The organism is Novosphingobium sp. CCH12-A3, from assembly GCF_001556015.1.
In the GTDB taxonomy this organism is placed as follows: domain Bacteria; phylum Pseudomonadota; class Alphaproteobacteria; order Sphingomonadales; family Sphingomonadaceae; genus Novosphingobium; species Novosphingobium subterraneum.
This window is the reverse complement of record NZ_LSIA01000121.1, coordinates 152,761-167,217: the sequence shown is the minus strand read 5'-3', so window position 1 is coordinate 167,217 and position 14,457 is coordinate 152,761. Positions and strand designations below refer to the sequence as shown.

Annotated in this window: 12 protein-coding genes; 5 read left to right on the top strand and 7 right to left on the bottom strand. The window is 65.4% G+C overall.

All coding sequences use genetic code 11. The annotated features are described in order from the left end of the window. The 3 genes from AX703_RS09990 to AX703_RS09980 form a co-directional block, all read right to left on the bottom strand. The gene (locus AX703_RS09990) at nucleotides 1–2,037 is read right to left on the bottom strand and encodes a TonB-dependent receptor (protein WP_062343846.1); all 2,037 of its coding nucleotides are present in this window, start codon (nucleotides 2,035–2,037) and stop codon (nucleotides 1–3) included. 119 nt (nucleotides 2,038–2,156) lie between these two features. Next, entirely contained in the window at nucleotides 2,157–3,578 is a 1,422-nt protein-coding gene (locus AX703_RS09985; RefSeq protein WP_062343886.1) for a hypothetical protein, read from the bottom strand. A gap of 129 nt (nucleotides 3,579–3,707) precedes the next feature. Beyond that, nucleotides 3,708–4,682, bottom strand: coding sequence for a PQQ-dependent catabolism-associated beta-propeller protein (locus AX703_RS09980; protein ID WP_062343885.1), 975 nt, complete (start codon nucleotides 4,680–4,682; stop codon nucleotides 3,708–3,710). Nucleotides 4,683–4,830: 148 nt separating this feature from the next. On the opposite strand from AX703_RS09980, the gene pedF reads away from it, so the two are divergent. From pedF to AX703_RS09955, 5 genes are all read left to right on the top strand, one after another. Next, entirely contained in the window at nucleotides 4,831–5,277 is a 447-nt protein-coding gene (pedF, locus tag AX703_RS09975; protein WP_062343845.1) for a cytochrome c-550 PedF, read from the top strand. Nucleotides 5,278–5,282: 5 nt separating this feature from the next. Next, nucleotides 5,283–6,143 (top strand): ABC transporter substrate-binding protein, encoded by an 861-nt coding sequence (locus AX703_RS09970; RefSeq protein WP_062343844.1) that lies wholly within the window; start codon nucleotides 5,283–5,285, stop codon nucleotides 6,141–6,143. Nucleotides 6,144–6,422: 279 nt separating this feature from the next. After that, nucleotides 6,423–8,165: a methanol/ethanol family PQQ-dependent dehydrogenase gene (locus AX703_RS09965; RefSeq protein ID WP_039335632.1), complete on the top strand. Its 1,743-nt coding sequence runs from the start codon at nucleotides 6,423–6,425 to the stop codon at nucleotides 8,163–8,165. An 83-nt stretch (nucleotides 8,166–8,248) separates the two neighbouring features. Then, nucleotides 8,249–8,932 carry a response regulator transcription factor gene (locus AX703_RS09960; RefSeq protein ID WP_193828866.1) on the top strand — a complete coding sequence of 228 codons (684 nt, stop codon included), beginning with the start codon at nucleotides 8,249–8,251 and terminating at the stop codon, nucleotides 8,930–8,932. A gap of 64 nt (nucleotides 8,933–8,996) precedes the next feature. Beyond that, the gene (locus AX703_RS09955; RefSeq protein ID WP_062343843.1) at nucleotides 8,997–10,286 is read left to right on the top strand and encodes an NADH:flavin oxidoreductase/NADH oxidase family protein; all 1,290 of its coding nucleotides are present in this window, start codon (nucleotides 8,997–8,999) and stop codon (nucleotides 10,284–10,286) included. Nucleotides 10,287–10,311: 25 nt separating this feature from the next. Here the strand turns inward: AX703_RS09955 and AX703_RS09950 are convergent, their stop codons facing one another. From AX703_RS09950 to AX703_RS09935, 4 genes are read right to left on the bottom strand one after another with little or no spacing between them, the layout of a single operon-like run. Continuing rightward, nucleotides 10,312–12,522 (bottom strand): PAS-domain containing protein, encoded by a 2,211-nt coding sequence (locus tag AX703_RS09950; RefSeq protein WP_062343842.1) that lies wholly within the window; start codon nucleotides 12,520–12,522, stop codon nucleotides 10,312–10,314. After that, nucleotides 12,519–13,664 (bottom strand): FIST N-terminal domain-containing protein, encoded by a 1,146-nt coding sequence (locus AX703_RS09945; protein ID WP_062343884.1) that lies wholly within the window; start codon nucleotides 13,662–13,664, stop codon nucleotides 12,519–12,521. Before AX703_RS09945 ends, AX703_RS09950 begins: the two co-directional genes overlap by 4 nt. 54 nt (nucleotides 13,665–13,718) lie before the next feature. Then, on the bottom strand, nucleotides 13,719–14,144 hold the full coding sequence (locus AX703_RS09940; RefSeq protein ID WP_062343841.1) for a DUF779 domain-containing protein: 426 nt from the start codon (nucleotides 14,142–14,144) through the stop codon (nucleotides 13,719–13,721). Continuing rightward, nucleotides 14,141–14,449, bottom strand: coding sequence for an EthD family reductase (locus tag AX703_RS09935; RefSeq protein ID WP_062343840.1), 309 nt, complete (start codon nucleotides 14,447–14,449; stop codon nucleotides 14,141–14,143). Before AX703_RS09935 ends, AX703_RS09940 begins: the two co-directional genes overlap by 4 nt. Nucleotides 14,450–14,457 lie beyond the last annotated feature (8 nt).

Genomic DNA, 14,457 nt, shown 5'->3' with positions numbered 1-14,457 from the left:
TCAGATCTTGACCCTCACCCCTGCCCAGAGCGTGCGCGGATTGCCAAGGTCAATCGAGCCGCCCGCATTGCGCGTGACGATTTCGGTATCGAACAGGTTTTCCGCGCGCAGGACCAGGCTGATCCCGCGGGGCAGCGGCACTTGCGCAAACATGTCGAGCGTGGTTGCGGCCTTGAGGCTGTCGATCTGCAGGTCGTCCTCGTACTGCTGGCCGACATGGCGCAGGGTGGCCGCAATGTCCCAGCCTACGGCAGGGCTAAGCCCAAGCGTGGCGGACGCGGCAAGGCGCGGGGTCTGTGCCGGGCGCTTGCCGGTGAGGTTCGACAAGGGGCCGTTGCGCACTTCGGCGTCAGTCCATGCCAGCGAGCCGTCGAAGCGGACGATGCCCACTTCGGCGTGAGCGGAGGCTTCGATGCCGCGGGCGCGAATCTCGTCGACGTTGCGGCGCTGGCGCAGGTTGGTGCCGATAGTGACGTTGGCGATGGCGTTCTCGATCCGGTTGTCGAAACCGGTAACAGACAGGCGGATGCCCTCGGCGGGGGTCAGGTCGATCCCGGCCTCGAAGCCTTTCTGCTTTTCATTGCGCAGGGCGGCGTTGGCCTGCGTGGTTACCGGGAAGACGGTAAAGGGCCGGTAGAGTTCGTTGAGCGTGGGCTGGCGCAGGCCGGTATAGGCCGCGGCGCGCAGAGCAATCCTGTCACTGACGCGCAGCACCGCGCCGCCGCGCCAGGTGACGGTCCAATCGGTCTGCGTGGCGTAATCGGTGCGGCTGGTGACAGTGCCTGCCGTGTTGCGCACTTCGAAATAGCCGTCGGCGATCACGGTGCGATCGGCGCGCAGACCGCCAGTGAGGACAAGGCTGCCCAGCGTCAGGTCGTTCTCGGCATAGAAGCCGAGGTCGGTGTTGTTGCCCCCTGCCCGGCGGCGCGCGGTGATGGCGCCGGTGGCGGCGCTGATCGCGTTCTCCTTCATCGTGCCCGATGCCCGGCGCCAGTCGACGCCAAGGCGCAGCACATCGTTTTCGCCCATCGGCGGGCGCAGCTCGAACTTGCCGCCAAGCCCTTGCGCGGGCGTATCGTACTGGTCGAGCGTGGGTTTGAAGCTGGTGGCGGAGACGACGATGTTGTCGAAATTGCGGACCTGGACATAGGCGAGGGCATCGAACTGCCAATCGCCCCGGCCGACCAGGCGCAGGCTGGCGTCCTGGCCTTCGCTGGACGTGGTGGCGCCCTTGAAGCGCAGCAGGCGATCATCGCGATAGACCAGCGCGCGGGCCTGAAGCTCCACCGTATCGGTGAGCGGCGCGACGGCGCGGACCTGGGTGGACCAGGACTCGTAGCGGGCACGAACGGTGGCGGGAACGCGCTGCGATTCCGGCGTGGTGAAGAAGCCCTTGCCGCGATCCCAACGGCCCGAGACGACAGCATAGCCCGAGCCGAGGCGCGGGGCGATGCTCAGGGCAGCTTCGGTCTCGCCGCGCTGGCTGGCGAGGAGCTGGCCGTTTACGAGGCCAAGCTGATCGGGTCCTGCGCTCTCGAGCTCGATCGTGCCGGACAGCGCTCCCGCCCCGAACGGGCCCGAGCCCCCGCCGCGGGTGACGCGGATCGAGCCCAGCGTATCGGGCGTGAGCGCCGGGAGCGGGACGTAGCCGAAGAAGGGATCGGCCATGGGGACGCCGTCGAGCAACACGAGCGCGCGGCTCGTGGCATTGCCACCCAGCGCCCGCAACGTGACTCCCTGGGCCGAAGGGTTGGACGAGCGGCTGTCTGACCGGCGGAACTGCTGGAACCCGGCGACCTGTGTCAGCACGTCCTCGATGCGGCCCGAAGCGGATGTGGTGATGGCATCGCGGCCGATCTCGACAGTGGAATAGGCAGGCGTGCCCGGGGTCTTTTCAAGGCCGGCGCCGGTGACGACGATCTGGCCATCGGGACCTTCATCGGCAAAGGCCGGAAGCGCGGTGGAGGCAAGAGCGGCTGCGGCCAAGAGGCTGCCAACCCTGACTGAACGGGCCCGAAGAAAACTGGTGTCGTCCATCTGCTGCGACTTTCCGGATGACGATTTGAAGACAGAACTGTCGGCGGCGCTTTGGGAGCAATCGGCGCCGCCGACAAGGGTGGACTTTGGTATCGAATGTTAAGTTTATGAAATCCGGCTCAGAAGAACAGGATTCCGCCGACGGCCAAGGCATCGCTTTCGGCCTTGTTGCCCGAGTGGGCGACGGCCTTCGAATGCACGTATTCGCCGATCAGCGTGACCCACGAGGTCAGGCCATAGCGGACCTGGCCGACGTAGCTGGAGTTCACATCGAGCAGGTTCGGATTGGCGAGACGATCGGTGTTGCTTGCGTAATCGAGGTGGCTCTCGCCATAGCTTCCGCCGACCGAAACCTTGCCGAAGGTGGCCAGCGCCTGGGCGTAGAAGCCGCTGGAATCGCGCTTGGCAACGCCGCTGCCGGTCTGCGGAAGACCGGTGTCGAACAGGCCGAGCACCGTCGTGCCGAGGCCGCTGGCGGTGTAGTAGTAGCCGGTCGCCGTGACCGGGCCGACGGTGACCTTGCCGCCGAAGTCCACGCCGCTGCCGGTGTAGCTGCCGCCGCCAACGATATCGTGCTTCTGGGTGATGCCCGACACCCACAGGCGCGCGGCAACATCGCCGAACTTGCCGTCATACGTCACCTTGCCCTGGAAACCGGGAGCCGAATTGCTCTCGGCAGGGCCGGTGAGCGAGGACAGCGGCTGGAACACGCCGACCGAAGCCTGCAGACCCTTGAGGTTGGGCGAGGTGTAGGTGATCTGGGGCTGGAAATCGGTGTAGATATAGCCGACGCCGATGCGTCCCAGCGTGGTGTTGCCCGGCGCAACGTTGTTTCCGGGCGTGCCCGAGGACAGCAGTGTGATGTCGTTTAGGATGCCCTCCGAGCCGAACAGGCCGATATCGCGGCCGATCTTGAAGGTGCCGACGTTGGGCTTCCCGAAGGTCATGTAGGTCTGGCGGAAATCGATGCCGGCGGTGGCAAGGGCGGTCGGCTGGCCGCCGTTGTTGGCGCCGAGAGCGCCCCAGGCGGTCGAGTTGATGCCGGGGTACATGCCGAAAGTGGCGCCGACGTCCCAACCCGACTGCTGGGTCGCCACCGAGACCTTGAGGAAGCCGGGGAGCAGGCCATTGCGGATCGCGCTGGAGTTGTTGGCGCCGACGCTGGCAATGCCCCCGGTGACGGCAGTGCGCGCCGTGGGCGTGGCGGGATTGTCGTGCACGTAGAAGCCGTTGACCGAGCCAGAGAACGTGATCGTGGCGGGGCCGACTTCTAGGCCGATGCCCGACGCGGCCATGCGGACCATGCGACTGGAATCGACGGATTCAGTGGCGCGGGTCATGGTATCGCCGGCAGGTGCGGCGGCAGCTGCGGGGGCGGGAGACGGCTTGTTTTCCTCGGCCAGCAGCTCGGCATACTCCTCGTCGGAGAGGATGCCCTTTTCGTGCAGGCGCTTGAGAAGTTCGGCCGTGCCGGCGTAGGCGGGCGTGGTCGCAATCGCCATCGTGGCGAGCGCAACCGAGGCGCAAAGCGCCTTCTTCATGTTCATTTCCATCCCCTCCGTGAAAGGTCGTGTCGATTATTCTGCGACTGAGAGGAGAGAATGCTGCGCGGAAACAAACTGCGATATTGGACTTTGGGCGTTGGACTTTGGGATAATGACGAAGGTCAGTCAGCGCCCCAGTGCGACGCCCCAGGGGCCGCCGCCTGCCTTGATCGTGGCGGTAACCTGCATCACCGCAATGTCGACGAAGGACACGGTATCGCTGGCTCCGTTGGCGACGATGGCGCGGGTTCCGTCCGGGGTTATGGCGAGGTGCCACGGGCGGTCGCCGACCTTGACGTAGCCTCGCACCGTGCGGGTGGGAACGTCGACGACGGCGATGCTGTCGGCGCGTCCAAGAGCGACAATCGCGGTCTTGCCATCGGGGGTGAAACGGATGCCGCAGGGCATGACCTTGTAGGCCGGTACACCGGGCGGAGCGAAGGCAAGGGTCTGTTCGATGGACTTGGTGGCGACGTCCGCGATCTGCACTGTCCCGGCCATTTCGGCGGCGATCCACACCTTCTGGCCTTTGCCCTCGAATTCGATGTGGCGGGGGCGGGCGTCGGTTTCCATCTCCTCGGCCACGGTGCGCGTGGCAAGGTCGATCCAGGCGACGGTGTTGTCCTCCTCGCTGGTGACGAGCAACCACTTGCCGTCGGGGCTTTGTGCGACGCCTTCGGGCTCGTCACCGACGGTGACCTGCCACGCAACCTTGCGCGCATCGAGATCGATCGCCGTGACGGCGGCGTTGTCCTCGTTCGCAGCAAAAAGCAGGTTGCCAGAATAGGCGGGGAAGAACTGCTCCGGATCTGCACCTGAAGGCAGGGCAGCAAGCAGCGCGCCAGTGGCGGGATCGCGCATTTCCACCGCGTTGTCCGCGCTGGCGGCGACGAGCACGGCCTTGCCGTCTCGCGTCATCGCGATGCCGCGCGGGCGATTGCCGACCGGCCATTCCGCCTCGACCGTGCCCTTCTCGACATCGATCACCGTCACGGTCGAGGACCGTTCGTTGCTGACGTAGGCGCGCGTTGCGTGTGCCGCAGGCGCAAGGGTGGTGCCGAGCAGCAGGGTTGCTGCGAATGCCTTCAGTTGTCTCTCCATGCTGCGCACCATATCCGACGCTCGTGCGCGCGCATATGACACCTTGGTCTTGTACCATGGTTCAATTTGCGATGGCCCGGCAGCGCGATAAGCAAGGAGCACTATCGGGGCGGACGATCATCCGCACCCGTGTCGCAGAGGATGACTGATGATCAAGATCTCCAAGGGCCGTGCCGCCCTGCTGGCGGCTGTTGCGCTGACCACCGGCGCCATCGCATCGAGCCTTTCCGCGCATGGTAACGTCACGCCGCAAGCGGTTGACACTTCGGCACTGCCCGACCTTGTCGGTGGCAATGACACCTGGGTGACGGTCAACCCCTACCGCGGCAACGAGAAGGCACTGGAGATCGGCCAGTCTGCCTATGGCCAGAACTGCGCGCGCTGCCACGGGCTCGACGCGATCTCGGGCGGGATTGCGCCTGACCTGCGTTATCTCGAAACCGGCGACAGCGGCGACGAATGGTTCGTCCAGCGCTTCCAGCACGGCTCGTCACGCGATGGCAAGGTCTATATGCCACCGTTCGGCGAAGTGCTCGGCCAGAAGGCCGGATGGGCGATCCGCACCTGGATCGAATCCAAGCATACGGAAGAGTGACCGCAATGCGCGCCAGCAGGCGTTCGTTCCTGCAGGGGCTGGCGCTATCCGCGCTGGCCGCGTCCTCCAGCGCCTTTGCTGCACCGCTTGAGAAGGTCAAAGACCTCGGAGTCCTTCGGGTCGGACTCTATGCGGATAACCGGCCCTGGTCGTGGAACCAGGACGGCAAGGTGGCAGGCATCGATGCCGACATTGCGCGCGCGCTCGCCGAAGCGCTGGGCGTTCGCGCCGATGTCCAGCTGTTCTTCGCGGGCGAGGACATCTCCGACGACTTGCGCAACGTGGTCTGGCGCGGGGGGCTGCTCGGGTTTCAGCCATGCGACGTGATGCTGCACGTACCCTTCGAGCGGCAGCTGATACAGCAGGAAGACAATGTCGTGTTCCTTGCGCCTTATTACCGCGAAACCTTTGGCGCGGCCTGTTCGCGCGATGGCGGCAACTGCGAAGCGGTGCCGGCGTCGTTCAAGGGCCGGAAGATCACCGCCGAACTCGCCTCGATCCCTGACTTCTACCTGCTCGGCCACGCTGGCGGCGTCCTTGCCAAGGACCTGGTCCACGTTCCCAATGGCTATGATGCGCCCGCCGCGCTGGTGGATGGCAGTGCCGACTTCACCGTGGCGACCACCGCGCAGATCGAGGCTGTCGTCGCCGACAACCCCGACGCCGGGATCAAGGTGCGCAAGGGACCGCTGCCAATGATGATGTCGCCGGGCTGGGACATTGGAATCGCGGTGAAGGAAAATTCGCGCAACCTGGGCTTCAGGCTTGAGGAAGTGCTCGAGCCGATGATTGGCGATGGGCGCATGGCCGCGCTGTTCCAACGCCATGGCGTGAACTGGAAGCCGGCGCTTTCCGCGCAATCCTGAACGGTCAGCTCGCACCCGCCATCCTCGATTGGCGGGCCAACGGGGGGACGGGAACACCGACTGCGACCGGTGTTCCCCGAACCGTTTTTGCTGCGGTTGTATTGCGCAGCATTTGGCGCGCTTGGGCATGAAGCACAAGGCCTTATCCCAAGGTTCAATTGTGCAGCATACTGCAACCGATAGGCTCACATTGACGATAGGGGATCAGTGGCGAACCGGGGGGATTCCCGCATGACCGCACTCCATCGCAGAACAAGACCCCATAACAGGAGGGACAGGATGAAGCGGCGTTTTTCAATCGTGTTGGCAGGCCTTGCGGCAGCCACTAGTCTTTCGGCAGTTCCAGCCATTGCCGGCGGGCCGACCAGCGCGGACATCATCAACGATGCGGCCACGCCCGGCGACGTGATCAGCTATGGCATGGGCCCGCAGCAGCAGCGGTTCAGCTCGCTCGACAAACTCAACACCAGCAACGTCAAGAATCTCGTGCCCGTTTTCGCAGCATCGCTCGGCGGTGAAAAGCAGCGCGGCCAGGAATCGCAGCCGCTGGTCTATGACGGCACGATCTATGTAACGGGTTCGTATTCGCGCCTCTTCGCGTTCGATGCGCGCACCGGCGAGAAGAAGTGGGAATACAACGCCCGCCTGCCCGATGGCATCATGCCCTGCTGCGACGTGGTCAACCGCGGCGCGGCGATCCATGGCGACAAGGTGATTTTCGCGACGCTGGACGCGCATCTCGTTGCCCTCGATCGCCATACCGGCAAGGTGATCTGGAACAAGAAGCTGGCCGACTACCAAGCCGGCTATTCGGCAACGGCGGCGCCGCTGATCGTCAAGGACATGGTCATCACCGGCAATTCGGGTGGCGAGTTCGGCGTGATCGGCGAAGTGCAGGCCCGCAACGTGGATACGGGCGAGCTGGTGTGGTCACGCCCGACCATCGAAGGCCACATCGGCACGCTGGGTGGCAAGCCTTCCACGATGACCGGCAAGCTCAACGCTTCTTGGACCGGCGACTTGTGGAAGACCGGCGGCGGCGCGACTTGGCTGGGCGGCACTTATGACCCCGGCACCAACCTGCTCTACTTCGGCACCGGCAACCCCGGCCCGTGGAACAGCCACCTGCGCCCCGGCGACAACCTCTACACGTCCTCGACACTGGCGATCGATGCCGATACCGGCGAGATCAAGTGGCACTACCAGACCACGCCTCATGACGGCTGGGATTTCGACGGCGTGAACGAGTTCATCCCGTTCGATGCCACGATGAAGGGCAAGCCGATGAAGCTCGGCGCCAAGGCCGACCGCAACGGCTACTTCTACGTGCTTGACCGCACCAACGGCAAGCTGCTGGGCGCGCACAAGTTCGTGATGCAGACGACCTGGGCCAATGGCATCGACCTGAAGACCGGCCGTCCGAACTACGTGGCCGAAAACCGCCCCGGCGCGCCCAATGCCGCGGAAAAAGGCAAGACCGTGTTCGCCAGCCCGTCGTTCCTCGGCGGCAAGAACTGGATGCCGATGGCCTATTCGCAGGACACCGGCCTGTTCTATGTGCCCAGCAACGACTGGGGCATGGACATCTGGAACGAGCCCATCGCCTACAAGAAGGGCGCGGCCTACCTGGGTGCAGGCTTCACCATCAAGCCGATTGCAGAAGACCACATCGGTGCGCTTCGCGCGATGGACCCGGCCACCGGCAAGATCGTGTGGGAGTACAAGAACAAGGCTCCGCTGTGGGGTGGTGTTCTGGCCACGCGCGGCAATCTGGTGTTCACCGGCACGCCCGAGGGCTACCTCAAGGCCTTCGACGCCAAGACGGGTGCGGAACTCTGGAAGTTCCAGACCGGGTCGGGCGTGGTCGGCTCGCCGGTGACCTGGGAGCAGGACGGCGAACAGTATGTCGCGGTCATGTCCGGCTGGGGCGGCGCGGTGCCGCTGTGGGGCGGCGAGGTGGCCAAGACCTTCAAGGAGATCAGCCAGGGCGGTTCGCTCTGGGTGTTCAAGCTGCCGAAGTGATTTTCCCCGGGGCGCCGGACCTTACCGCAGGTCTGGCGCTCCACCCCCTCCCCGGGTAGAGACAGATGAGCAATACCATCGCAATGACCACGTTCGCAGCCGAAAGGGGGAGCGCTGCCATGGCCGTAAACGGACCTGATCGCGTGCTGATTGTGGACGACCATTCGCTGGTGCGTGATGGGCTGCGCTCGATCTTCGACGACGCCTTTCCCTCCTGCACGATCCTTGAAGCAGACAGCCTGGAAGCTGCGCTCAATACCCTCGAGCAGGAAGGGGATGTCGACCTGGTCCTGCTGGACCTCAACATTCCCGATGTTTCGCACCTGTCGGGCCTCGAAGCCCTGCGTGACCGCTTTCCGGCGACGCCGGTAGTGATGGTCTCGGGCGTGACAGACCGCAAGGTGGTGCGCGATGCGCTGGCCGCAGGGGCGGCGGGCTTCGTGCCCAAGAGCCTCAAGCGCGCGGCAATCCTCGACGCGCTGAACCAGGTGCTTTCGGGCGAGATCTACATGCCTGAACTCGAAGGTGATGACTCCGCCGCTGCCGAGGAAGACGCGATCCGCAGCCGGATCGACAGCCTCACCCCGCAGCAGCGGGTGGTCCTGGGGCACCTCGTCGCCGGGCGGCTCAACAAGCAGATCGCCTATGAACTCGATGTCTCGATGACGACGGTGAAGGCGCACGTTTCCGCGATCCTGCAGAAGATGAACGTCTTTTCGCGGACGCAGGCGGTGATCATGGCCGGCAAGATCGGCTTCAAGGGGTAAACGGTCACGATCCGGCAATTGCACTACGCGCCCGGTCTGGCAGACTGGCGCGGGGGAGATTGCCATGCTGATCAAGACACCGCTGGCCCTGCCGTGCGGCATCGTCATTCCGAACCGCCTCGCCAAGGGCGCGATGACCGAGGGACTGGCCGATCCGTCGGGCAGACCGACGCCGGAACTTGACCGGCTCTATGGCGTGTGGGCCGATGGTGGCGCGGGCCTGCTGATAACCGGCAACGTGCAGATCGATGGTGACCATCTGGAGCGCCCCGGCAATGTCATCGTCGATCGCGCGCCCGATGCGGCGACGAAGGCGGCTCTGGCGCAGTGGGCAAAGGCCGGGACGCGCGCAGGCAACCAGTTGTGGATGCAGATCAGCCACGCAGGGCGGCAGACGCAGGCCACTGTCAACCCGCACCCCAAGGCGCCATCGGCGGTGAAGCTGGGGCTGCCGGGCGGGCAGTTCGGCGAGCCGGTGCCGCTTGAGGAAGCGGAGATCCTCGATCTGATCGGGCGGTTTGCCGCTTGTGCGAAAGCGGCGCAGGACGCGGGCTTTGGCGGGGTGCAGATCCATGCCGCGCATGGCTACCTGCTTTCGCAATTCCTCAGCCCGCGCAGCAACCAGCGCACCGACCGATGGGGCGGATCTCTGGAGAACCGGGCGCGGTTCCTGATGGAGACTGTGCGAGCAGTGCGCGAAGCCGTGGGCCCGCAGTTCGGCATCTCGGTGAAGCTCAATTCGGCAGACTTCCAGCGAGGCGGGTTTGCCTTCGAGGAGAGCCTGACCGTCGCGCGCTGGCTGGAGGAGGCGGGCATCGACCTGCTGGAGGTTTCTGGCGGATCGTATGAGCAACCGGCGATGATGGACATGGAAGGGCTGGACCCTTTCGAACGGCCGGATGTCCCGGCCTCGACGGCGGCACGCGAGGCCTATTTCGTGGACTTCGCCAAGGCGATGAAGGCGAGCCTGACGAGGATGCCGCTGATGGTGACCGGCGGCTTCCGCAGCCGCGCGGCGATGCAGCATGCGCTGGAGACGGGCGCGGCGGACCTGATCGGCATCGGGCGACCGCTGTGCGGGGCGCCGGATGCCTGCCGCAATCTGCTGGAGGACCGCGCCGACCTGCCCCGCTTCGAGGCCACGCTGCGCCTGCTGCCCCCGGCGCTGCGCTGGCTGGAGAAATTCGATACCGTCCGCACCATCGCGGGCTTCGGCGTTCAAATGTGGTACTATGCCCAGATCGATGCGATCGGGCGGACCGGCACGCCCGAGCCGCGCAAATCGGTGTTCGCCTCGCTATTGCAGGTGCAGAACCACGCGAAGGCGTGGATGAAGGCACGGCGCGCGCTCTAGGGTAAGCGGGTGTCGGACCCGGGGATCAGAGAACGTCCCTCTGGCGCAGGAAGGCGCGGAGTTGGGCGGGTTTGACCGGCTTGTTGAGGATCGGCAGCACCAGTGCGTTCAAGCGGGCTTTGGTCTCCTCGCTGCGGTCGGCAGTGATGACCATGGCGGGCAGATCGAAGTTGGCCCGGGCTCGCAGCGCGGCGATGGCCTGCTCTCCGGTCAGGCCGTCATCGAGCTGGTAATCGACGATGGCCATGGCAGGGCGGCGGGCAAGAGCGGCAGCGACGCAGGCCTCTGCCGGATCGCGCGCGGTGACCACCTCGAGGCCCCAGTTCTCGAGCAGCGCTTCCATGCCCGAGAGGATCGCGGGATCGTTGTCGATCACCAGGACAAGGCCGCCGCTGCCGGTCGACGGTCCCGAGGCCGGCTCGACCGGCGCAGGCGCGGCGACAGGTTCGACGCGGGGGAGCATGATCGAGAACGCGGAACCGAGGCCGGGGACGGAATCGAGGCCGATCGGGTGATCGAGCATGGTCGACACGCGGCGCACGATGGCAAGGCCGAGGCCCTTGCCGGGGATTTTCTGCGTCTTGCCGACGCGGCGGAACTCGCCGAAGATTTCCTCGCGGTCGGACGCGGCGATGCCGGGGCCGGTATCGCGCACGGTGACGCGGATCATGCCCTGTATCTCGTCGACTTCGACAGCGACGCGGCCAGCCTCGGTATAGCGGATCGCGTTCGATACGAAGTTCTGGAGGACGCGGCGCAAGAGGCGCGCGTCGGAGCGAACCCAGGCCGGCGTTTCGACCACGTCGAATTCGAGCTTGCCGGCGGCGGCGAGCGGGGCGAATTCCACGCGCAGGGCATGGAGGATCGCGCCGAGCGAATGATCGCCGATTTCGGGCTGGATGGCACCGGCATCGAGGCGGGAAATCTCGAACAGGGCTTCGAGCAGGTCCTCGACCGAATCCAGCGCGGTTGACGCCTGGCGGACGAGAGCGCGCGGACGCTCCGGCAACTTGAGGCCGTCCATTGCCGAGACGAACAGGCGCGCGGCGTTCAGGGGCTGGAGCAAGTCATGGCTGGCGGCGGCGAGGAAGCTGGTCTTGGAGCGGTTGGCGGTTTCGGCCTCGTTCTTTGCCTCGACCAGCTGGCGGTTGACTTCGACCAGTTCGGCGGTGCGCTCCTGCACCCGGCGCTCCAGCAGTTCGGCGGTCTCGGTCAACGAGCGTTGCAGGCTGACGTGGTCGGTCACGTCGTCAAAGGTGAAGACCATGCCGCCGTTACCGAGCGGGACCGAGCGGATCACGAAGTGCCGGCCATCCATCAGGCATTCGGCGGAAAGCTGGCGCGTATCGCCTTCCCGCCAGGCAAGGCTGTCGGCACATTCGAGGCCCAATCGCCAGCTGCACCACTGCACCAGCTGGGCATGGCTTTCGACATGGCGCAGCAGGTCACTGCCGGAAAGGCCGAGCACGCGGACGAGGCCTTCGTTCCACGCCTGCATCCGGCGCTGGGCATCGAACAGGCAGACGCCTTCGGACAGGGTATCGAGCGTGGCCTGCAACGCGAGGTTGCGCTCTGCCAGTTCCAAGGCGCGCTGGCGGGCGTCCTCGGCCTTGACCGAGGTGATATCGGTATAGATGCCGACGATGCCGCCATCGCTGGTGCGCAGTTCGTTGATCTGGATCCAGCGCCCGTCGCCCAGCGCCTGCACATGGGCCCCTTCGGCACGGCGGTGCCAGTCGACCCGGTCGCTGAGCCAGCGATCCGGACCGGTTGCGGCGCCGAGAGTCGAGCCGGTCAGCGCCACGCGGCTGGCCATTTCGGCGAACTCGGGGCTGTCACCGGAAATCGGTTCGACGGCAGGGAATATCTTGAGGAAGGCGCGGTTGCACAGGATCAGGCGGTCATCGGCGTCGAAGAGGGCAAACCCGTCGCTGAGGGATTCGATCGCATCGCGCAGCAGGACGCGGGCGGCAGTGGCGTCTTCGTTGGCGGCGGCGAGTTCGGCCATGGCCGCCTCGAGCGCGCTCGTGCGGTCCCGGACCACGGATTCGAGCGCGATGGCGGTTTCGAACATCGAGAACGCGCCGCCCTCCATGTCACCTGAGCGTTCCACCCGGTCCATCAGCGCGGCGTTGATCTTTTCGAGCTGGCGCACGCGGGCGCGCAAGGCGGTGATCTCGTCCTCGCCATTGACCATGGCGGGGGCAAGAATGCCGGTGAGATTCGAGCCGCTCATCGCCCGACGGCGAGACCGGTGAATGTCTGGTTCATGTGCGCGGCGCGAAACTGCTCGCCATAGGTGTTGAAGCCGAAAACGCGGTTGGCGACGTACATGCGCGAGACAATGCCGGCCTGCTGGCGGTCTTCGGCATCGAGGCGGTTCAGCACGCAATCGAAGCCGACGACATGGTCGATCTCGCCCACCTTGCGACCGATTTCATCGAACAGGGCATCCATTTCGGCGATGCGATCTACCGGTTCCCCGATGGACAGGACGACGCCGGTATCGATCGCGCAGTAGAAGGTCAGCGAGCCATCGTCATTGGCCGTCTGGATCGACCGGACGTGGAACTGGCCGCCGGTGCGCACGATGGGAGGATAGGCGGCAAAGAACTGGGCGTTGAGTTCGGACGGCGGACTTCCGGCAAGGCGGCGGTATTCCTCGGCGGCGGGGGCGGCATTGATCTCGGTGACGACCCGAGATTCGGCATCGGCCTCGGTTATGACCATCTTGGCTGGGCCGGGACGATAGAAGCTCTTGCAGAAGACATGCAGAGGGCGGCGGCTGGTGAGAAGGACGATGACAGCGGCGTCCTTGTGGAAGGCTCCTTCGTGGAAAATGGCCGTGTCGCGGAACGACAGGCCGTCGCCGCTTGACCCGCCGATCAACTGGATATCGCCCAGCGCATGTTGCGCGGTCATCGTCAGCAGTTCTTCGCGGTGGGAAAGGCCATCGACGAAGAACAGCGCGACCTGATGCAGCCCCTCGCCATGTTCGCGCCGCGATTGGGCGACGAGCTGGCGGATGGCGCCCTGTGCAGCCTGCGGATCGAAATGATCGAGATCGTCAAAGCGCAGCGAGGCCATGGAAAAGGGGCCTTCGGGGAATCCAATCAGCACGACCGAATGGGTATCATACCCCTGATCGTTCAATTCACCTGCGCTGGTGCAGCCAAAGAGCCGCACTTCGGGCATAGCCCTGGCCAGTTCGGCCTGAAGGGCATCGCGGGGATAGGCGTTGGAGCAGAACAGCAGCGCCCCGGCCAACTTGCGGCCTTCGATGCACTCGGCAAGCTCGGCCACTGCGGCGCGGGGATCGGCTGCGCGCGAAGTGCACGCTATCATGCGCGCCTCGTCCACTGCTGTCGCCGTTTCCATCACCGCATCCTCCATGGCCTGACCTCTTGCGGGTTCTCCTGCCTGCCGCGCAGCTTAGGGCGAAGCCGTGCCCTCGCCAAGTGCAACGCTGTCCCCTCGCGGCGGCTCGCCTGCGGCCTCGAGCGCGGCGCTTTCATCATCGCTGAACACCCGGCTGCGCACGATGAAGCGCACGCCTTCGGGCGCTTCAAGGCTCATCCCCGAGCCGCGCCCCGGAACGACGTCGATGGTGACCTGGGTGTGCCGCCAGTATTCGAACTGCGCCGCCCCGATCCATACCGGCGTACCCTCGGCCACATGGCCGAGCAGCACGTCCTGCCCTCCGACCCGGAACTCGCCAGCCACGAAGCACATCGGGGCGGAGCCATCACAGCATCCGCCCGACTGATGGAACATCAGCGGTCCGTGAGCAGCCGTCAGCCGGGCGATCCAGTCCCCGGCTTCAGGCGTATTGAGAACGCGGGCCGGCAGGTTGCTCATCCGACTTCGGAGATCATGACCGATGCGCCGCCCGTGGCGAAGTTCGGAATGTCGCCAGTTGCGGCCTGGGCTTCGGCCGAGCCCATGCCTGCGGCCATGGCGGCGGCATCGGCGAACCAGATCTGGGTCAGGCGGTAGTACGGCGGAGGGCTCCCATCGGGTCCGGGCAGGCCCTTGAGGAGGACGACCTTCTCGACCGAGGGAATTTTCCCTGCGATCGGCATGTGCGTGCCGAAGTAATAGGCTTCGAACGCTTCCGGATCGGCAGGCGCGTTGTACATCACGTTGACGACGACTTGGGCCATCGGTTCAT